13 protein-coding genes are annotated in these 21377 nt (G+C 67.3%); 7 read left to right on the top strand and 6 right to left on the bottom strand.

Annotation, left to right across the window (positions count from 1 at the left end; all coding sequences use genetic code 11):
- Positions 1 to 18: 18 nt before the first annotated feature.
- From CPBF1521_RS17125 to CPBF1521_RS17150, 6 genes are all read left to right on the top strand, one after another.
- On the top strand, positions 19 to 2709 hold the full coding sequence (locus CPBF1521_RS17125) for a beta-mannosidase (RefSeq protein WP_181901268.1): 2691 nt from the start codon (positions 19 to 21) through the stop codon (positions 2707 to 2709).
- 689 nt (positions 2710 to 3398) lie between these two features.
- A complete protein-coding gene (locus CPBF1521_RS17130; RefSeq protein WP_115677768.1) occupies positions 3399 to 6065 on the top strand; it encodes a glycoside hydrolase family 3 C-terminal domain-containing protein in 2667 nt (888 codons plus the stop codon).
- A 437-nt stretch (positions 6066 to 6502) separates the two neighbouring features.
- Positions 6503 to 7954, top strand: coding sequence for a glycoside hydrolase family 125 protein (locus CPBF1521_RS17135; protein ID WP_115677704.1), 1452 nt, complete (start codon positions 6503 to 6505; stop codon positions 7952 to 7954).
- A gap of 136 nt (positions 7955 to 8090) precedes the next feature.
- Positions 8091 to 10433, top strand: a complete 2343-nt coding sequence (locus CPBF1521_RS17140) for a GH92 family glycosyl hydrolase (RefSeq protein ID WP_115677705.1) — start codon at positions 8091 to 8093, stop codon at positions 10431 to 10433.
- A 257-nt stretch (positions 10434 to 10690) separates the two neighbouring features.
- Entirely contained in the window at positions 10691 to 12538 is a 1848-nt protein-coding gene (locus CPBF1521_RS17145) for a glycoside hydrolase family 35 protein (RefSeq protein ID WP_115677706.1), read from the top strand.
- Positions 12539 to 12858: 320 nt separating this feature from the next.
- Positions 12859 to 13074, top strand: a complete 216-nt coding sequence (locus CPBF1521_RS17150; protein ID WP_104648211.1) for a hypothetical protein — start codon at positions 12859 to 12861, stop codon at positions 13072 to 13074.
- Between the two features lie 300 nt (positions 13075 to 13374).
- On the opposite strand, the gene CPBF1521_RS17155 is transcribed toward CPBF1521_RS17150, so the two are convergent.
- Positions 13375 to 14754 (bottom strand): alpha-L-fucosidase, encoded by a 1380-nt coding sequence (locus tag CPBF1521_RS17155; RefSeq protein WP_115677707.1) that lies wholly within the window; start codon positions 14752 to 14754, stop codon positions 13375 to 13377.
- 111 nt (positions 14755 to 14865) lie between these two features.
- Between CPBF1521_RS17155 and CPBF1521_RS17160 the strand changes: the two genes are divergently transcribed.
- The gene (locus CPBF1521_RS17160) at positions 14866 to 15978 is read left to right on the top strand and encodes a sialidase family protein (protein WP_115677708.1); all 1113 of its coding nucleotides are present in this window, start codon (positions 14866 to 14868) and stop codon (positions 15976 to 15978) included.
- Positions 15979 to 16878: 900 nt separating this feature from the next.
- Here CPBF1521_RS17160 and CPBF1521_RS17175 read toward each other — a convergent pair.
- The 5 genes from CPBF1521_RS17175 to CPBF1521_RS17195 all read right to left on the bottom strand — a co-directional run bounded on the left by CPBF1521_RS17175 (position 16879) and on the right by CPBF1521_RS17195 (position 21377).
- Positions 16879 to 17610: a copper homeostasis protein CutC gene (locus CPBF1521_RS17175; protein ID WP_104584622.1), complete on the bottom strand. Its 732-nt coding sequence runs from the start codon at positions 17608 to 17610 to the stop codon at positions 16879 to 16881.
- Positions 17607 to 18671, bottom strand: coding sequence for a glycosylasparaginase (locus CPBF1521_RS17180; RefSeq protein WP_115677769.1), 1065 nt, complete (start codon positions 18669 to 18671; stop codon positions 17607 to 17609). The genes CPBF1521_RS17175 and CPBF1521_RS17180 overlap by 4 nt, the downstream gene beginning before the upstream one ends.
- A 196-nt stretch (positions 18672 to 18867) precedes the next feature.
- On the bottom strand, positions 18868 to 19395 hold the full coding sequence (locus CPBF1521_RS17185) for a GNAT family N-acetyltransferase (RefSeq protein WP_115677709.1): 528 nt from the start codon (positions 19393 to 19395) through the stop codon (positions 18868 to 18870).
- A 282-nt stretch (positions 19396 to 19677) separates the two neighbouring features.
- On the bottom strand, positions 19678 to 20154 hold the full coding sequence (locus CPBF1521_RS17190; RefSeq protein ID WP_104584626.1) for a chemotaxis protein CheW: 477 nt from the start codon (positions 20152 to 20154) through the stop codon (positions 19678 to 19680).
- Positions 20155 to 20189: 35 nt separating this feature from the next.
- A complete protein-coding gene (locus tag CPBF1521_RS17195) occupies positions 20190 to 21377 on the bottom strand; it encodes a chemotaxis protein CheB (RefSeq protein WP_115677710.1) in 1188 nt (395 codons plus the stop codon).

Below are 21377 nucleotides of genomic sequence, written 5' to 3' on the forward strand. Positions count from 1 at the left end.
ATCCAAGGAGAGTCACCCATGCCCCTGTCCCGCCATCGTTGCATTCCTGCCCCCGCCCGCCTCGGGCTAGCCCTGGCCTTTGCCATCTCGCAGGCCTGGGCGGCTCCGCCCACGGCAATGCCCCTGGACAGCGGCTGGCAGGTGCGGTTGGTGCCGGGCCAGGAACAGGCCAGGACGTATCCGAAAGCGGCGGCCTGGTTGCCGGCGCAGGTGCCGGGCGCGGTGCAGACCGATCTGATCGCCGCCAAGATCGTGCCGGACCCGTTCTATCGCGACAACGAAGGCAAGATCCAGTGGGCGGGCCTGAGCGACTGGCAATACCAGACCCGCTTCAACGTGGATGCGGCCACGCTCAAGCGCGCGCATGTCGAACTGGTGTTCGACGGCCTGGACACCTTTGCCGAAGTCACCCTCAACGGCAAGCCGCTGCTGAGCGCCGACAACATGTTCCGGCAGTGGCGGGTGGATGCCAAACCGCTGCTCAAGCGCGGCGACAACGTGCTCGAGGTCAAGCTGTTCTCGCCGATCAAGAAGATCCAGCCGTGGCTGGCCAAGCAGCCGTACGCGCTGCCGGGCGCCTACGATTCGGCCTTCGGCGACGAGCCCGAATCGCGCCACAGCTCCACCTACGTGCGCAAGGCGCCGTATAGCTATGGCTGGGACTGGGGCCCGCGCATGGTCAACGCCGGCATCTGGAAGGATGTGCGCGTGGAAGCCTGGGATGCGGTGCGCGTGGACGGGCTGCATATCGCCCAGCAACGCGTCGACGCCGACAGCGCGCAATTGCAGGCGCAGCTGGAACTGCAGGCCGGCCGCAGCGGGCCGGTGCAGGTGACGCTGGACGTGCTGGGTCCGGATGGGCAGAAAGTTGGGCAATTCACCCAGCAGGCGGTGGTCGACCCGGGCCAGAACCGCATCGATCTGCCGGTGCGTATCGCCAAGCCCAAGCGCTGGTTCCCGGCCGGCTACGGCGCGCAGGACCGCTACACCTTCGTGGCCAGCGTGCGCGACGCCGATGGCGACAGCCAGCAGATCAAGCGCGTCACCGGCCTGCGCTCGGTGGAGCTGCGCCGCGAAAAGGACACCTGGGGCAAGAGCATGGAGATCGTGATCAACGGCATCCCGATCTTCGCCAAGGGCGCCAACCTGATCCCGCTGGATGCCTTCCCCGCGCGCGTTACTGCCGAGCGTATGCGCAGCACCTTGCAGGATGCGCGCGATGCCAACATGAACATGCTGCGCATGTGGGGCGGCGGGCATTACCAGGACGACCGTTTCTACGAGGTGGCCGACGAGCTGGGCATCATGATCTGGCAGGACTTCATGTTCGGCGGCGCCGTGCCGCCGTACGACGTGGAGTTCCGCGAGAACACCCGGCAAGAAGCAATTGAACAGGTCAAGCGCCTGCGCGACCATCCCAGCATCGTGCTGTGGTGCGGCAACAACGAAGTGCAGACCGGCTGGGAAAACTGGGGCGACCGGGTCAAGTTCAAGCAGTCGGTGGACCCGGAAGAACGCAGCCGCATCGAGCGCGGCATGACCACCTTGTTCGGCACCGTGTTCCGCGAGGTGGTGGCCACCTACGACAGCGACGTGCCGTACTGGTCCACCTCGCCGGGCACCAACTTCGATGGCGCCGCCGACCAGGCCACCGATGGCGACATGCATTACTGGAAGGTCTGGGGCGGCCCCGCGCTGCCGGTGACCGAATATCTCAATGTCACCCCGCGTTTCATGTCCGAGTACGGCCTGCAGTCGTTCCCGGACATGCGCACCGTGCGTGCCTTCGCCGAACCCGGCGACATGGACCCGGAATCGCCGGTGATGCGCGTGCATCAGAAGTTCGACAAGGGCAACGGCAACAAGCGGCTGATGCTGTACATCCGTCGCGAATTCGGCGAGCCCAAGGATTTCGAGAGCTTCGTCTACCTGAGCCAGCTGATGCAGGCCGAGGGCATCAACCTGGCCGCCTCGCATCTGCGCGCCGCGCGCCCGCAGTCGATGGGCTCGTTGTACTGGCAGCTCAACGATGTGTGGCCGGGTGCGTCGTGGTCCAGCGTGGACTACTACGGCCGCTGGAAGGCGCTGCAGTACCACGCCCGCCGCTTCTATGCGCCGGAGCTGATCGCCGCATTGCGTAATGACAACGGCCAGACCGAGGTGTCGCTGGTGTCCGACCGCACCACTCCGCTGGCGGCCCGCTGGCGCATGCGGGTGATGGGCATGGACGGCAAGCTGCTGAGCAAGCGCGAGGAAAAGGCCACCGTCAAGCCGCTCAGCAGCCTGCAGGTGGGCAACTTCAGCGACAAGCAATTGCTGGGCAGTGCCGATCCGAAACGCACTTACGCGGTGTTCGAATTGTTCGATGGCGCCAAGCTACTGTCGCGCGAGGTGGTGTTCTTCGCGCCGGCCAAACAGCTGGCCTTGCCGACCGCGAAGATCGACAGCCAGTGGCGCGCCGATGGCGATGGCTATGCGCTGACGCTGTCCAGCGACACGCTGGCGCGCGAGGTGTGGCTGTCGTTCGGCGACCTGGACGTCAGTGTGGCCGATAACGCCTTCGACCTGCTGCCGGGCGAACCGCTGACGCTGCACGTGTCCAGCAAGCTGTCAATGGCGCAGGTGCAGTCTGCGTTGCAGGTGCGCGACCTGGCATCGACGCTGGCAGGCGCGCCGCCGGAACCGCCGGAGGCAGCAGCGGCGAAATGAGCGGCGAGCTGGCCCTCATCCGCCCTTCGGGCACCTTCTCCCGCCAGGCGGGAGAAGGACTCAATCTCCGTCCATGCATGCGCTTGGTCCGCGTCTGCATCTCACGCGTAGGGCGCCTCCCGCCCGGCGGAAGAAGGACTCGCTGTCCGCTCGTGCATGCGCTTGTTCCGCGGATGCGTTTCGCGCGTATGGCGTCTCCCGCCCGGCGGGAGAAGCACTTGCTGTCCGCTCATGCATGCGCTTGGTCGCGTATGCGTTTCGCGCGTAGGGCGTCTCCCCGCCAGGCGGGAGAAGGACTCGATCTCCGTCCATGCATGCGCTTGGTCCGCGTCTGCGTTTCGCGCGTAGGGCGTCTCCCGCAGATTTGGTTTCCTGTCATACGCACTCTTCGCACCCTTGCATCGCATCCACCTTAGGAAAACGACGTGATCTCCTGCCGTGCGTGCCCTCTCCCAAGGCGCGCCCCTCTCCTCCCTCGCCCGGCCTCGTCCCGCGTTGGGTGTCCTTCTCCCGCGGGCGGGAGAAGGTGCCCCGCAGGGGCGGATGAGGGCCCGCCGCGGTAACAGCAACATCCACCACGGGCGATGGCGCGCATGACGCCGCCACGCCAGATCCTCAACCCGCCGCAGCCCCTGCGGCAACACCAGAACGACGCCGGGCGAATCTCGCCGCTGCGCAGGAGTGAATCGATGTCATCCGTGTTTGTATCGCGTCTTGCCATGGCACTGGGGCTGAGCCTGAGCCTGGGCCTGCCCTGCATCGCGCACGCCGCGCCCGCCGACCGCAGCAGCACGCCGGAGCAGCGCGCCGCCGCGCTGGTGGCGCAGATGAGCCGCGAGGAAAAGGTCGCGCAGGCGATGAACGACGCGCCGGCGATTCCGCGCCTGGGCATCCCCGCCTACGAATGGTGGAGCGAAGGCCTGCACGGCATCGCCCGCAATGGCTACGCCACGGTGTTTCCGCAGGCGATCGGCCTGGCCGCCAGCTGGAACACCGCGTTGATGCAGCAGGTGGGCACGGTGGTGTCGACCGAGGCGCGCGCCAAGTTCAACCAGGCCGGCGGCCCGGGAAAGGACCACAAGCGCTACGCGGGCCTGACCATCTGGTCGCCCAACATCAACATCTTCCGCGACCCGCGCTGGGGCCGTGGCATGGAAACCTACGGCGAGGATCCCTTCCTCACCGGGCAACTGGCGGTGGGCTTCATTCGCGGGTTGCAGGGCGAGGACCTCAATCACCCGCGCACCATCGCCACGCCCAAGCACATCGCCGTGCACAGCGGCCCGGAGCCGGGCCGGCACAGCTTCGACGTGGACGTGTCGCCGCGCGATGTGGAGGCGACCTACACGCCCGCCTTCCGCGCCGCCTTGATCGACGGCCAGGCCGGCTCGGTGATGTGCGCATACAACTCGCTACACGGCACGCCGGCCTGCGCCGCCGACTGGCTGCTCAACGGCCGCGTACGTGGTGACTGGGGCTTCAGGGGCTTCGTGGTGTCCGACTGCGATGCGGTGGACGACATGACCCAGTTCCATTACTTCCGCCCGGACAATGCCGGCTCCTCGGCCGCATCGCTCAAGGCCGGGCACGATCTCAACTGCGGCTACGCGTATCGCGCCCTGGGCACGGCCATCGCACGTGGCGAAGTGGACGAAGCCCTGCTCGACCAGTCATTGGTGCGCCTGTTCGCGGCGCGCTATCGCCTGGGTGAGCTGGAAGCCCCGCGCAAGGATCCGTATGCCAGACTCGGCGCCAAGGACATCGACAACGCGACCAACCGCGCGTTGGCGCTGAAGGCCGCCGCCGAATCGATCGTATTGCTCAAGAACGATGCCGGCACGCTACCGCTGAAACCCGGCACGCGGCTGGCGGTGATCGGCCCGAACGCCGATGCCCTGGCGGCGCTGGAAGCCAACTATCAGGGCACCTCGTCCGAGCCGGTGACGCCCTTGCTCGGCCTGCGCCAGCGCTTCGGCACCCAGCAGGTGAGCTATGCGCAAGGTGCACCGTTGGCCGCCGGCGTGCCGGGCATGATTCCGGAAACCGCGCTGCGCAGCGACGGCAAGCCGGGATTGCGTGGCGAATATTTCGACAACGTCGAGATGACCGGTGCTGCGCGCGTGGTGCGGCAGGACCGTGTGGTGAGTTTCAACTGGGACCAGGTCGCACCCGCCAAGGGCGTGCCGGCCGATCGCTATGCGGTGCGCTGGAGCGGCGAGTTGTTGCCGCCGAGCGCGGGCGACTACACGCTGGCGGTACGGGTGGCGCGCTGCTTCGATTGCGCCGGCCACGATCCGGTGCGGCTGTACATCGACGACAAGCTGGTGGTCGCCGGCAATGCCGAAGACAAGCACGTGCCGGCCGGCATGCACAACGCCGATGGCCGCAGCGTGGAAACCGTGCTGCACTTCGACGACACCCGCCCGCGCAGAATCCGTCTGGAAATGGAGCACCGCGGCCAGGACCAGGGCCTGCGCCTGGAGTGGCTGGCACCGGCGGCGGCGCAACTGGCCGAAGCCGAGCAGGCGGTGGCGCAGGCCGATGCGGTGGTGGCCTTCGTCGGCCTGTCGCCGGATGTGGAAGGCGAGGAACTGCGCATCGACGTGCCCGGCTTCGATGGCGGCGACCGCAACGACATCGCCCTGCCCGCTCCGCAGCAGGCGCTGCTCGAACGCGCCAAGGCCTCCGGCAAGCCGCTGGTGGTGGTGCTGATGAGCGGCAGCGCGGTGGCATTGAACTGGGCCAAGGCCCATGCCGACGCGATCGTGGCGGCGTGGTACCCGGGCCAGTCCGGCGGCACCGCGATCGCGCGCATGCTGGCCGGCGACGACACCCCCGGCGGGCGCCTGCCGGTGACCTTCTATCGCTCCACCAAGGACCTGCCGCCCTACGTCAGCTACGACATGAAGGGCCGCACCTACCGCTACTTCAAGGGCGAGCCGCTGTTTCCGTTCGGCTATGGCTTGAGCTACACCAGCTTTGCCTACAGCGCGCCGCAGCTGTCCACGGCAACCCTGCAAGCTGGCAGTGCGTTGCAGGTGACCGCCACCGTGCGCAACACCGGCACGCGCGCCGGCGATGAGGTGGCGCAGGTGTATCTGCAATATCCGCAGCGCCCGCAGTCGCCGTTGCGCAGCCTGGTCGGCTTCCAGCGTGTGCACCTGCAGCCGGGCGAGCAGCGCACGCTCACCTTCACCCTCGATGCGCGCGCCCTGAGCGATGTGGATCGCAGCGGGCAGCGTGCGGTGGAAGCCGGCGATTACACGCTGTTTGTCGGCGGCGGCCAACCCGGTACCGGCGCGGTCGGCGAGGCGGCAGCGTTTTCGATCTCGGGCCGTTCGCCATTGCCGAAATGAGCGGTGGGGGTGCGTCAGGCAACGGCGTCGGCTATGAGGGCTGGCGCCTGTTGCATAGGGCAGCGGAAGGACGTTGCGGTCAGCGACATTGCCGAGATCAGGCGAGGCGGCACGCCCCGGCTCCACTACCAGGCCGGTCGGCGCCGTGCCGGCCTGCCGATCCCGCCGCACGTTTCCACCGCGATGACCGTGGTTGCACGGCAGGCAGGCGATGTCGTACGACCGCAATAGACGTGACCAGCCACCACCACCATTGCCGCAGGCCACGCATACGGCGCCGAATTGTGCGGACGCACTATGCACATTCGGCGCACACGTTGTATGGTCATCGGGAATTGGTCATGCATAGGTCTCATCATCGGCCGGGCACGTGATGCCGCCGATGGAACGATGTCCGCTGCGTCGACCGCTTGCTGAAATCCAGGGAGTTCCAGCTCATGCACACCCGCCGCGACATCCTTCAGCTGCTCGGCGCCAGCGCGGGCGCCGGCTTGCTGGCCGGCGCACTGCCCGCCTTCGCCGCCGGCACCTCCACGGCCGCCGGCACCTTCGTCAGCAAGCGCCCACCCAAGCCGCAGCGCCGCTTCGTCAGCAAGGCGGTCGAGCAGCAGATCGTGCAGATCAAGGCGCGCATCGCCGATCCCGAGCTGGCCTGGCTGTTCGAGAACTGCTACCCCAACACACTGGACACCACGGTGGAAACCGGCACCCGCAACGGCAAGCCGGACACCTTCGTCATCACCGGCGACATCCACGCGATGTGGCTGCGCGACTCCTCCGCCCAGGTGCATCCCTACGTGCCGCTGGCCAGGCGCGACCCTGCGTTGCGGCGCATGTTCCATGGCCTGATCCAGCGCCAGGCCGCCTGCATCCGGCTCGACCCGTATGCCAACGCCTTCCTGCCCGATGGCCAGACCCAACGCCTGAAGTGGTCGCTCAACGACATCACCGAGATGAAGCCCGGCGTGGGCGAGCGCAAGTGGGAAATCGATTCGCTGTGCTACCCGATCCGCATCGCGCACGAATACTGGCGCGCCACCGGCGATGCCGCCCCGTTCGACGACGACTGGCGCGCGGCAATGCACGTGGTGGTCAGGACCTTCCGCGAGCAGCAGCGCAAGGACAACCGCGGCCCTTACGTGTTCCAGCGGCCCTCGCCGCTGGCGACCGAAACGCTGGTGCTGGAAGGCTACGGCCAGCCGACCCGGCCCAACGGCATGATCCACTCGATGTTCCGCCCCTCCGACGATGCCTGCGTGTATCCGCTGTTCGTGCCGGCCAACCTGTTCGCGGTGGCCTCGCTGCGGCAGCTGGCGACGATGAGCACGGCCTTGCATCGCGATGCCGCGTTCGCCGCCGACTGCACCGCGCTGGCCGACGAGGTGGAAACGGCAACGCGCCAGTTCGGCCAACTGCGCGACAGCGACGGCCAGGCGTACTGGGCGTTCGAAGTGGACGGTTACGGCAACCAGTTGTTCATCGACGACGCCAACGCCCCCGGCCTGCTCAGCCTGGCCTACCTGGGCTGCTGCGACCGCGCCGACCCGGTGTTCCTGCGCACCCGCCAGCTGGCCTGGAGCGAACGCAATCCGTACTTCTCGCGCGGCCGTGCGGCCGAAGGCGTCGGCAGCCCGCACAGCGGCATGGGCACGATCTGGCCGATGTCGATCATCCAGTACGCGCTGGTCAGCGACGACGATGCACAGTTGCGCCAATGCCTGCAGTGGCTGAAGACCACCCATGCCGGCACCGGCTTCATGCACGAAGCCTTCGACAAGGACAACCCGAGCACCTTCACCCGCGACTGGTTCGCCTGGGCCAACACCTTGTTCGGCGAACTGATCATCGACCTGCACCAACGCAAACCCCAGCTGCTGCGCAGTAGCTGATGGTTCGAAGCGCGCGATCTGCCATCCCGGGCAGACACGGCGCAGCGCTTGATGTTCCCTTCTCCCGCCGGGAGAAGGTGCCCGACGGGCGGATGAGGGTGCCCCGGCATCGGCCCGCAAATTCAGAGACCACACCATGGCAACACGACGCGGTTTTCTCCAAGGCGCCATCGCAGCAGCCCTGTTCGGCAGCACCGGCCTGCCCGGGCTTGCCCGCGCGCGCGCCGGCAACTACGCACTGCCTGCCGATGCGCGCGCCCGCGCCGAGCTCACCCGCCATGTCGATGTGTTCATCGGCACCGGCGGCCATGGCCACACCTTTCCCGGTGCGACGCTGCCGTTCGGCATGGTGCAGCTGAGCCCGGACACCTACAACGCGGTCTGGGATTCGTGCTCCGGCTACCACGAGTCCGACGGCTCGATCATGGGCTTTTCGCACACGCATCTGTCCGGCACCGGCATCGGCGACATGCTGGACGTCCTGCTGGTGCCGGCCACCGGCGAGGTCAAGCTGGTGCCGGGCGCACTCGATGCGCCGGACAGCGGCTACCGCTCGCGCTACGACCACGGCGATGAAGCCGCCTCGCCCGGCTACTACCGCGTGCGGCTCAAGGACAGCGGCGTGCATGCCGAGCTCACCGCCACCACGCGCGCCGGCCTGCACCGTTACCACTTCCCCAAGGGCAAGCCGGCGCACGTGCTGCTGGACCTGTGCCACGGCATGCAGGACAAGCCCGGCATCCCCACCCGCGTGAGCGATGCGCAGCTGCGCGTGGTCGATGCACAGACCATCACAGGCGGGCGCCGCGTCCACCAGTGGGCCAAGGGGCGCTACATCTACTTTGCCCTGCGGCTGTCGCGGCCGTTCGCCAGCGTGCAGCTGTACGACGAAGATCAAGCGCTGCCTGCCGGCACGCGCAGCCGCGACGGTAGCCACCTCAAGGCCGCGTTGCACTTTCCCGATGCATCCGACGCACCGCTGCTGATCAAGGTCGGCATCTCCGCCGTCAGCGCCGACAATGCGCTGGCCAACCTGGATGCCGAGCTGCCCGATTTCGACTTCGCCCGCGTGCACGCGCAGGCCGTGGCTGCCTGGGAGAAGGAACTGGCACGCGTGCGCATCGACAGCGATGACGATGCGCAACGCAGCATCTTCTACACCGGCCTGTATCACAGCCTGCTCGCGCCCACCCTCTTCAGCGACGTGGATGGCCGTTACCGTGGCATGGACCTGCAGATCCACACCGCACCCAAGGGCTACAACAACTACAGCACCTACTCGTTGTGGGACACCTACCGCGCCGCGCATCCGCTGCTCACCCTGGTACAACCCGAGCGCGTGCCGGACCTGGTGCAGTGCCTGGTGCGCGGCGCCAACGAATGCCCGGACGGCGTGGGCATCTGGCCGCTGCAAGGCGTGGAAACCGGCTGCATGATCGGCTACCACTCCGCAGTGGTGCTGGCCGAAGCGCATGCCAAGGGCTTCACCGGCATCGACTACACAGCCGCCTGGCCGGCGTACCGCAAGCGCGCGATGGACGACACCACCCACGGCCTGGCGGACTACCGCAAACTCGGTTACATCCCCGCCGACAAGGTGGACGAAGCGGTCAGCCGCACGCTGGAATACGCCTATGACGACTGGGCCTGCGCGCACCTGGCACAGGCCGGCGGTGCCATTGACGATGCACGCGCACTGCGCGAGCGCTCGCGCAACTACCGCAACGTGTTCAATCGCGACAGCGGCTTCGTGCAGGCGCGGCTGGAAGACGGCCGCTGGGCCACCCCGTTCGACCCGCGCGGCATGGGCCACATCAGCAAATGGCGCGACTTCACCGAGTCCAACGCCTGGCAGGCCACCTTCCTCAACCAGCACGACCTGTACGGTTACATGGACCTGTACGGCGGCCGCGACGGCTTCGTGGCCAAGCTCGACGAACTGTTTTCCACCAGTTCCGAGCTGCCGGCCGATGCGCCACCGGATATCGACGGCCTGGTCGGCCAGTACGCGCACGGCAACGAGCCCAGCCATCACGTAGCCTACCTGTTCGCCTACGCGGGCCAGCCGTACAAGACCCAGGCCATGGTGCGCCGGCTGCTGCGCGAGCAGTACCACGATGCGCGCAATGGCCTGTCCGGCAACGAGGATTGCGGGCAGATGAGCGCCTGGTTCGTGCTCAGCGCGCTCGGGTTGTACGCAGTGGACCCGGTCAGCGGCAACTACGTTCTCGGCAGCCCGCTGTTCAAGCGCGCAGAACTGGATGTCGGCAACGGCCGCACGCTGCGCATCGTGGCCAACAACAACAGCGCGCAGAACGTGTATGTGCAGTCGCTGACCTGGAACGGCAAGCCGATCAACCGCAGCTGGATGCGACATGCCGATCTGGCCGCCGGCGGCACGCTGGAATTCACGATGGGCGCCAAGCCGAATCCGGCCTTCGGCGCGAACAAGGAGGATCTACCGCCGTCGTTCGCATAGCGTACTTGCCCGGCATCGCGCCAATCGCAATGGGAGGCCGCCCTTCCCTTTCCCGCAGCGGGAGGCTTGCCTTTCCTTCTCCCGCAAGCGGAAGGCTTGCTTTTCCTTCTCCCGCAAGCGGGAGGCTTGCTTTTCCTTCTCCCGCGAGCGGGAGAAGGTGCCCGAAGGGCGGATGAGGGCCAACACGCAAGCGGCCTCACGCAAAAACCAATCCACCCCCATCGTCACCAGTCACTCGTCACCGCCGGGAATTGCCCATGTTGCGTAGCACCCTCAGCCCCCTCGTCCTCGCCCTCGCGCTGGCACTTCCCGCCGCCGCCAATGCCGCAGACACCCACGCCGACACCTGGCCCAGCTTCGGCACGCAAGGCACGCAGTTCGTGCGCGACGGCAAGCCGTATCAACTGCTCTCCGGCGCCATCCATTTCCAGCGCATCCCGCGCGCCTACTGGAAGGACCGCCTGCAGAAGGCGCGCGCACTGGGCTTGAACACGGTGGAGACCTACGTGTTCTGGAACCTGGTCGAACCGCAGCAAGGCCGGTTCGATTTTTCCGGCAACAACGACGTGGCCGCGTTCGTGCGCGAAGCCGCCGCGCAAGGCCTCAACGTGATCCTGCGTCCCGGCCCCTACACCTGTGCCGAGTGGGAAGCCGGCGGCTACCCGGCCTGGTTGTTCGGCAAGGACAACATCCGCGTGCGCAGCCGCGACCCGCGTTTTCTGGCCGCCAGCCAGGCCTACCTGGATGCGGTGTCCCAACAGGTGCATCCGTTGCTCAACCACAACGGCGGGCCGATCATCGCCGTGCAGGTCGAGAACGAATACGGCTCCTACGACGACGACCATGCCTACATGGCCGACAACCGCGCCATGTACGTCAAGGCCGGCTTCGACGACGCCTTGCTGTTCACCTCCGATGGCGCCGACATGCTCGCCAACGGCACCTTGCCGGACACCCTGGCGGTGGTGAACTTCGCCCCCGGCGAGGCCAAGAGTGCGTTCGACAAACTGATCAAGTTCCGCCCCGGGCAACCGCGCATGGTCGGCGAATACTGGGCCGGCTGGTTCGACCATTGGGGCAAGCCGCACGCCAGCACCGATGCCAAGCAACAGACCGAAGAGCTGGAGTGGATCCTGCGCCAGGGCCACTCGGCCAATCTCTACATGTTCATCGGCGGCACCAGTTTCGGCTTCATGAATGGTGCCAATTTCCAGGGCAACCCCAGCGACCATTACGCCCCGCAGACCACCAGCTACGACTACGACGCCATCCTGGACGAAGCCGGCCGCCCCACGCCCAAGTTCGCGCTGATGCGCGAGGCCATCGCCCGGGTCACCGGCGAGCAGCCGCCGGCGCTGCCGGCACCGATCGACACGGCGGCCCTGCCGGAAACGCCGCTGCGCGAATCCGCCTCGCTGTGGGACAACCTGCCCGCACCGATCGCCATCGACACCCCGCAGCCGATGGAGCACTTCGGCCAGGATTACGGCTACATCCTCTACCGCACCACCGTCACCGGCCCGCGCAAGGGGCCGCTGTACCTGGGCGAGGTGCGCGATGTGGCGCGGGTGTACGTCGATCAGAAGCCGGTCGGCAGTGTCGAACGCCGGCTGCAGCAGGTCTCCACCGATGTGGATATTCCTGCAGGCCAGCACACACTGGATGTCCTGGTTGAAAACAGCGGCCGCATCAACTACGGGCCACGCATGGCCGACGGCCGCGCCGGGCTGGTCGACCCGGTGCTGCTGGACAACCGGCAGCTCACCGGCTGGCAGGCCTTCCCGTTGCCGATGCGCTCGCCCGACAGCATCCGCGGCTGGACCCGCAACGCCATCGCAGGCCCCGCCTTCCATCGCGGCACGCTGCGCATCGGCACACCGGCCGACACCTACCTGGACATGCGCGCCTTCGGCAAGGGCGTGACCTGGGCCAACGGCGTCAACCTGGGCCGCCACTGGGCCATCGGCCCGCAGCGGGCGTTGTATTTCCCGGCCCCGTTCCAGCGCAAGGGCGACAACACCGTGGTGGTGTTCGACCTGGACAGCACCGCCAAGCCCGGCGTGCGCGGCCTGCAGCAGCAGGTGTGGATCACGCCGAAGGAGTAGGGGGCAGACGCATGGCCGGCGGCTGACGCTCGCGCACACCCGCCGGCTTGGCAACCGCAAGCCGCCTGTGCGTGTCCGCCGATGGGCCAAACCAACCGCCAGGCAACCCGCCTGGCGCTCCTGGGGCTGGCCGGCCTTCAGACTACCGCGCGCCCGCCGCTATCTGGAGGTCAACTGCCCGCATAGGGTCTGCTACCTGTGCGGTATCGGACTGATCGCATTCCAGGCAAGATCACCGGCTCACGCCGTTGTGGAAGGCAGTGGCGCATTCCCGTCGTTCCATCGGGCGACGGTCAGTTCGTGAGTTCCAGGAGCGTTTCATGTCGTCGTCCACCGTTACGCAAGACCCTGTCTCCGCGGTTCCGGAGCAGACCCAGCACGCCTTTGCCGAACACGTCCACAGCAAGCCCGCCCCCGGCCAGCCGATCGGCAGCACCGAAGCGGCGCACCTGATGACCTTCCTGAGCCAGACCCACTCGGCCAGGCAGCCGCAGATCCTGCTGCCGCCACAGGAACGCGACGACAGCGCCGCCTGAGCCCAGCCGCGCGCCGGCGACAGCGTGTCTGCGTTGCCAGCGGCCCGGATCACGTGAATGCATCGAGCGCTGCGCGTCGCCCATGCAGACACTGCACAGCGTGTCATCTCGATAACGGCCTGCGCGCGTACGACTGAGTCCCTGCGACACCAGTGCGCAATCTGCGTCGCCGGCGCACCGTGGCCGCGCGCAACCGCTGTGCGATGCCACCCGTCAACGCATCGCCAACCGGCTCCCGGTCGGGAGCCGGTCCGGGCCATCGGCACGTTTGCCCAGCGCCTACAACCCGATCAACCGCGCTCAGCGCGTCGCCGCACCCTTGCCGGTATTGAACAACTGGAACTCGCGGATATGCACCGCATCCGCACTGGACTGGATATTCAGGCGCACCCGCGAGGCGGTCACCGGCGCGAAGTGATCGATCTTCATCCGCCCGATCGCCTGCGCCTTCGCCAGCGGCACCCACTTGCCGTCCTGCCAGGCTTCCACCGCGTATTTCTGCACCAGCTGGCCGTCGTTGATCCACTCCATGCTCAGCGCACTGTCGAAGGTCACCGGCTGCTTGAACTGCAGCTCCAGCACCGCGCTATGCGAACCGGCCGGCGCACTCCAGAACGTCTCGCGATCGCCGTCCACCGCCGCGTCGATGCCGTCGGTCTTCTTGATGCTGCCGGCCACCAGATTCCTGTCTGCGCCGTAGCGCGCCTGCAGCGCCTGGCCAAGTTCCTGCAGGCGTGCGACGTCGGCTTCCGGCAACAGGCCGCGCTTGTCCGGCGCGAGACCCAGCACCAGCTGACCGCCCAGGCCGACGCTCTTTTCCCAGATCTCCACCAGCTCGTCGACACTCTTGACCGTCTGGTCGCTGTTGGGATGCCAGAACCACTGCAGCTTGTGCAGCGGCGTATCCACTTCCACCGGGCGCCAGCGCAGGTAGCCGTGGCGATCAATCACGTTCCAGTTTTCGCCTTCGATGAAGCCGGCCTCGTTGCCCACCCAGCGCACGTCGCCGTACTCGAACAAGGCGGTGTCGGCAAACACCATCGCGTTGGCCTGGTAGGTGCGCAGTTCTTCCATGTACTTGTCGAAGTTGTACACATGACCGGCGCTGCCGGCGCCGTCCAGCCACCATTCGGTGAGCGGGCCGTAATGCGAGGCCAGCTCCACCAACTGCGCAGCGTAGAACTTGTCATAGGCCTTGGAATCGGCATATTTGGGCTCGTGGCGATCCCACGGTGACAGGTACACGCCAAAGCCCATGCCTTCCTTGCGCACCGCATCGCTGGTGAGCTTGACCAGGTCGCCCTTGCCGCCCATCCACGGACTGTTCTTGACCGAATAATTGCTCTCGGCAGTGGGCCACAGCGCAAACCCGTCGTGGTGCTTGGCCACCAGGATCACGTACTTCGCACCGGCCGACTTGGCCGCGCGCGCCCACTGGCCCGGATCCACATTGGTCGGGTTGAAGGTCTTGGCGCTGGCGGTCCCGTCACCCCACTCCTGGTCCAGCCAGGTGTTGGGATTGAAGTGCACGATCACGCCGAATTCCAGATCCTGCCAGGCTACCTGCTGCGGCGAGGGTTTGACCTCGGCAAAGTTTTGCGCGATGGCGGTGGGCAGGGTCAGCGCGGTCAGGCCGAGGGCGGCCAGCCAGCGCAACGGGGAGAGCGGGTGTGATGACATCGCGGGTCCTCGCAGTGGTCGGCGACCGCGGCCGCCTGGGATGACCAGAGCATATGGTATTTAATAGATGATAAATAGGTATCTTTAAAATCCGCACAGGACTGGACCACGATGCATCCGTCACGTCTGTCGACCTGCCTGGTCGCAAGCCTTGCCGCCTTCGCCGTCCACGCCGAACCGCGCATGCCGCCGCCCTCGCCCATTGTGCTCAGCGAGTTCATCGCCGACCCCGCACCGACGCCACAGGCGCACGCCTCCACGCTTCTGGAAACCCGCGCCGGCACGCTGCTGGCCGCCTGGTTCGGCGGCACGCACGAGGGAGCGGCCGATGTCGGTGTCTGGCTCGCGCAGCGCGGCGTGCGGCAATGGCAGCCGCCGCGACGCATCGCCGACGGCGCGCATGCCGGCGCGGATGGCACTGCGTTGCCGGCCTGGAATCCGGTGCTGTTCCAGTCCAGCGCCGGCCCGGTGCAGCTGTACTACAAGCTCGGCCCCAATCCACGGCAGTGGTGGGGCCTGCGCATTACCTCGGATGATGACGGTGCGCACTGGTCGCCACCGCAGCGCCTGCCCGACGGCATCCTCGGCCCGATCAAGAACAAGCCGGTGCAATTGCCGAACGGACGCATCCTTTCGCCCAGCAGCAGCGAAGACCGTGGCTGGCGCGCGCATCTGGAATGGAGCGACGACGACGGCGCGCATTGGCAACGCGGCATGCCGCTCAATGATCCGGCGGTGATCGGCGCGATCCAGCCCAGCCTCCTGCTGCATGCGGACGGGCGCGTGCAGGTGCTCGGGCGCAGCCAGCAGGACAAGGTGTTCAGTACGTTCTCCAACGACGGCGGCCTGCACTGGCAACCGATGCAGCTGCTGGACGTGGAGAATCCCAACGCCGGCACCGACGCGGTGATGCTGCGCGACGGCCGCGCCCTGCTGGTCTACAACCCCGGCATCGCCGGCAAGCACTGGTGGGACGGTCGCGGCACGCTTGCGGTGGCGCTATCAACCGATGGCGTGCACTGGCAACGCGCCCTCACGCTGGAACACAGCGCAAAGGACGAGTTCTCCTATCCGGCGGTGATCCAGACCCGCGATGGGCTGGTCCATATCAGCTACACCTGGAAGCGCCAACGCATCAAGCATGTCGTCCTGGATCCGACACGCCTTGGCAGCGAGGCAGATGACACGAGATCGCCGCAGTCATTGCCGGAAAGTGCGCAGTAGATCGAACGGTCGAGGGCACGGCGCCCTCACCACATACGGGACACGCCTTGAATCCGTCCGTGGGGGCTTCTCGGCGGCATCCCTCATGCTCTGCTTGCAAACACGCACACCGACCATTTCAACTGGTCCTTGCCCGTCCACCGTTGCGGGACCCTGAGCGGCATGGATGCCGCGCCAGAGCCTACAAGGACGTACTTGCGGCGTGTCCCGCGATGGTGGGCGGGCAAGGGCCCTGCAACGAAGCAGCAGATCAAACGCGTTGCGTTCGCTTCTTCCACAGTGCCCCGTCTGAGCTCAACACAACATGCTCCTGAGCGTTGCCGCCGTTTCAACGCAACAAAGCCTGGTTGGTCGAGGGCGCGATGCCCTCACCACTTCCGGGACACGCCGTGAATCCGTCCCTGGAGGCTCCGTGGCGGCATCCATGCCGCCAAGGGTCCCGGAACCGGCAAGGACATCGCGCCTCCTACGTTGGTCGTGCACTGATGGAAGTGCACAAGCAACTCGCCGACCGCCGCTCCTGCGCTTTTCCACGCGTACCGACCATCTCGACTGGTCCTTGCCCGCTCACCGTCGCGGGACCCTGAGCGGCATGGATGCCGCGCCGGAGCCTACACGGACGTACTTGCGGCGTGTCCCGCGATGGTGGGCGGGCAAGGGCCCTGCAACGAAGCAGCAGATCAAACGCGTTGCGTTCGTTTCTTCCACAGTGCCCCGTCTGAGCTCAACACGACATGCTCCTGAGCGTTGCCGCCGTTTCAACGCAACAAAGCCTGATTGGTCGAGGACCTGGCAGCCAAACTACAGATCCCATGCCACGTCTTCACGTCACCTGGAATTGCCGGCCACGGCGTGCAGAGAGGTCCCGGATCACATGCTCCACCATCGGGACACAGCGCCTCACAGCTCCTGCAACAACCCCACAATCCGCCGCACACGCGCCACATCGGTACGCTGGTAATCGCCCCCCAGGTCGGAGATGTACGCATGCGGCGCATGCACCTGCGCCGCAACCGGCCCGCGTGAGGAGGCATGGAACTCGCGCGCCCCCGTGCCGTTACGCAGCGCAAGCACGTTGCTTTCGGACACGCCCGCACCCGGCATGATGCTGATGCGGTCGCCCGCCTGCTGCACCAGCGCTGCGATGGTGTCGATCCCTTCCAGCGCGCTCGCACGTGCACCGGAGGTCAGCACGCGCTCGCACCCCAGCGCGATCGCATCTTCCAGCGCACGCGCCGGATCGGCACTGACGTCGATCGCACGGTGGAAGGTGACACCCAGCGACCCGGCCGCGGCGATCAACACCCGCATCGTGCCCATGTCGACCTGCCCATGCGGATCCAGCGCGCCCAACACCACGCCATCGCAGCCCAGCCGCACGCATTGCTCCACATCGCGCCGCATCACCTCGACCTCCGCCGCATCGAAGACGAAATCGCCCACGCGCGGACGGATCAACACATACAGCGGAATCTGCAACCGCTCACGCACCACCGCCAGCGTGCCGAACGAGGGCGTCAGCCCGCCGCCGTCCAGGCCGCCGCAGAGCTCGACCCGCATCGCACCACCTTCCTGCGCCGCCAATGCCGAACCCACCGAATCGGCGGCCACCTCCAGCCCCGACACGCTCATGCCGCAGGCTCGGTGGTGTAGTGGCTTTCGCCGGGCACCAGCAGATCCTGCCGCTGCGCATCGCAGACCGCATAACTGAAACCCTTCTGGATCGCGAACGCCCCCACCTCGCCGCGCTTGTTCATCGCCAGAAATCCGACCTGCAAGGTGCGGGTGAGTTCGGGCTTGCGCCGGATCAGCCGCATCACCACCTCGCGGCAGGCATCGGCCGGCGACTTGCCCTGGCGCATCATTTCCACCACTGCGAAACTGCCGACATTGCGGATCACCTCTTCGCCGACGCCGGTCGAGGTCGCGCCGCCCACCTCGTTGTCCACGTACAGGCCTGCACCGATGATCGGGCTGTCGCCGACTCGGCCGTGCATCTTCCACGCCATGCCGCTGGTGGTGCACGCGCCGGACAGGTTGCCGTGCGCATCCAGCGCCAGCATGCCGATGGTGTCGTGGTTGTCCTTGCCGCCCGGAAGCTTGGCATCACGCCAGGCGCGGTTTTCGATATTGGCTTCCGGCGAATACTTGGAGGTCTTCAACCACTCTTTCCACGCCGCTTCGGAGCTGGGCGTGAGCAGCTTGGTCTGCGGAAAGCCCTGTTCCAGCGCGAACTGCCGCGCGCCATCGCCAACAAGCATCACATGCGGGGTCTTTTCCATCACCGCGCGTGCCACCGAGATCGCGTGCACCACGTCTTCCAGCGATGCCACCGCGCCGCAATTGCCCAGATGATCCATGATGCAGGCGTCCAGCGTCACCCGCCCATCGCGGTCCGGATAGCCGCCAAGGCCGACCGTGGGATTGCTCGGGTCCGCTTCGGGCACGCGCACGCCCGCTTCCACCGCATCCAGTGCGATACCGCCATTGCCGAGGATGCCCCAGGCTGCCTGGTTGGCGGCAATGCCGAAATCCCAGGTGGAAATCACCCGCGCCGCGCCGCGCGGCAGCGCGGCAACGCGTCCGCCCGTGCCGGCACCGACGGCCGCCTGCGCACGCGCGCCCCACCCGGCCAGGCCGGAAGCGATCGCACCAAGCGTGGCGCTCTTGAGGAAGTGACGACGTTGGATCATCCGGGCGAACTCCATGCAGGAAGAAAACAGGCAGCCGCACTGCGCGGCGACAGCCTTGCATCATGCGGCAGCGCTGCGCGCGGATAAACCGCCTTGCGGCGCTGTGGGCTGCGGATCCGCGCACAACCAGCGCTGCGTCGGGCCTGCTGCATGCGCGCCGCAGCCGGGCCGCCCCCACGATCAGGGGCGAAAAGACTCACCCGCCACAGGCGTCAGCGTCATCGCGCAACCTGCTGGTCAACACATGGTCGCGCCAGACGCCGTTCAATTGCAGATAACGGCGCGCATAGCCTTCGATCTGAAAGCCCAGCCGTTGCAGCACGCGCGCACTGCGCAGATTGTCGGGGACGTATTGCGCCATCACCCGGTGCAGGCCAAGCGGGCCGAACGCAAACGCGATGCCCTGCGTGGCCGCCCACTGGATCAGGCCGCGCCCCTGCTGCTGCGCATCCAGGCCGTAACCCAGATGACAGCCCTGGAAGGCACCGCGCTGGATCTGGGTGAGGCCGACCGTGCCGATCACCTGCGCCTCGCGCAGCAACACCAGTTGCAATTCGCGCTCGCCGGGCACCGCAGTGCGGTAGGCGATGCTCAGCCGACGCCAGCCGTCGGTGGTGTAGAACGCCGGCGGCCGCAGCGGCATCGCAGCGGCCAGATGCGCGCGATTACGGCTGTGGTAGTCAGCCATCGCCGCTGGATCGACGACGGCCAGATCGCACAGCATCACACCGTCGGCGTGCTGGACGGGTGCGAAGACGGGAAGGCTCGTCACGGCCGCGGTCGCGCCGTGCGCGCGGCATGCGTGCTGTGTGGATCAGGCTGATGCATACAGATCACGCCCCCGCTAACGGCCGCCCACAGGCAGCAAGAGATCTCAGGCATCGGCCATGCCGGCACCCACTGCACCCAGCAACGGCGATGCCCGCCTGGCCGTTGCTGCGCCCATCCCGCCCTTCATCGCGACATCGCCGGCAAGCCGGCAGTGTCGTCGTCCGGTAGCGGCGTGTTACGCGGCAATCGCCGCCAGCGCCTGCGCAAGCTGCGCTTCGATCGCGTCCAGGTTCGGCAGCAATGCGCTCTGCTCGCCCAGCAGCACGCGCATGTGCACGCCGTCGGGCAGCGCATCTTCGGACGCATCGGCCAGCAGGCCATCGCGCGGCACCGAGATCAGCTGCGGGAACGAAGCGGTGAGCAAGGCGAAGTACGGCAGCGCCGGATTGCCGCCCAGCGCCTTGAGCACGATCACCTTGTTGTTGACCGCGGTCGGCTCGTCGCCCATGCCGCTCAGACGCGCGAACGACAGCAGCGGCACCTTCCAGCCATACCAGTCGATGCGCCCGACCACCCAGCGCGGCATCTCCGCCATCGGCTCGACCGCCACCCGCGACATCACCTCGGCCACCGTGGCGTTGGGCAGCAGCACGCGCTCGCTACCGGCCTGGATCAGGACGCCGCGGATTTCGTCATTGTTGGCGTAGCTCATCGCACCTGTTCCGATCTTGAGAGGAAGCGCCCGGCTTACGCCGGCCAGCGCTGTGCCAACGCCCGCGCCAACTGCGCAGGGTCGCCGGTCAGAATGCCCTGGCGCGCCAGACGTGCCGCCGCGGCCGGGTCGTAGCAGCCGTCGGCGGATTGACCCGCCAGCCAGCCGCCCTGCTCGGCCAGCGCCAGCGCTGGCTCGACCAGCGCCTCGTTGGCGCCGCTGAGCATCAGTACCGCACTGTCGGCCGGCGGCAACGCGGCCACCAGCCCGGCCGGATCGGTCTGCGCGACGAATGCCAGCGCGCCGGCATGGTGCTGTACGCCGATGTCGTCGGACAGCACATAGACCCTGCCCGGCGTAATCACCTGGCCGGCTTCGCCCAGGTCGACCGGCAACGCCGACACGCGTCCCATCTGCCGCACCAGGTTGCCGTACTGGCCGCCATCCAGGGTCATGCGCACCAGCACGGCGCGCGGAAACTCCGGCGGCAGCGCAGACAACAGGCGACGGATCGCATCCGGGCCGCCGATGCCGGCCAGCACCAGCACCGCACCGGTGGTCGTACCGACCTGATCCAGCTCCACCAGCGACAGCCCGCCGGTCGACAGCGCGTCCATGTTCAATTCGGCGCGCGGGCGCACCACCACCGCGACCTCGTCGACCAGGCCCCAGGTGCTGGAATCGCCCAGCGTCAGGGCCGGTTTGTCGGCCGCCGCTGCGGCCTCGGACGTGCCCGTGCCACGCGCGAACAAGGCATCGCCGGGCACGCTGTCGAACGCGTGCGCGGCTGCCTGCAGATGCTGGTCCAGTTGCAGGTCCGAGTGCTGCCGCGGCGCCAGTTCCAGGCCCGGTTCCGGATGCAGCGACGGCTCGCTCTCGGTGCCTGGCGGCAACACATCGGCATGGCCATGCAGCTTGGCGGCCAGATGGCGCACCCAGCGCTGCGCTTCCCAGCCCTCGCGGCGCACGGTCAGCTCGGCCTCGTCGAAGATCACCGTAACGCCGGGCATGTTGAAGGCCGGCTCCAGGGCTTCGAGCGCGTCTTCGATCGACGGCTCCAGCGCGACCAGCACCGCCACCGGCTCGGCATCGCGCAGCATCTGCACGTCCACCGCCGCCGGTTCGTCTTCCAGCACCACGTGGGCGCCGGCCAGGCCGAGCGCTTCACGCAGGCGCTCGCGCGCCTGCCCGGGCCGGCCCAGCAGGGCGACCGGAGTTCCCAT

This window comes from Xanthomonas euroxanthea (assembly GCF_900476395.1).
GTDB lineage: Bacteria > Pseudomonadota > Gammaproteobacteria > Xanthomonadales > Xanthomonadaceae > Xanthomonas > Xanthomonas euroxanthea.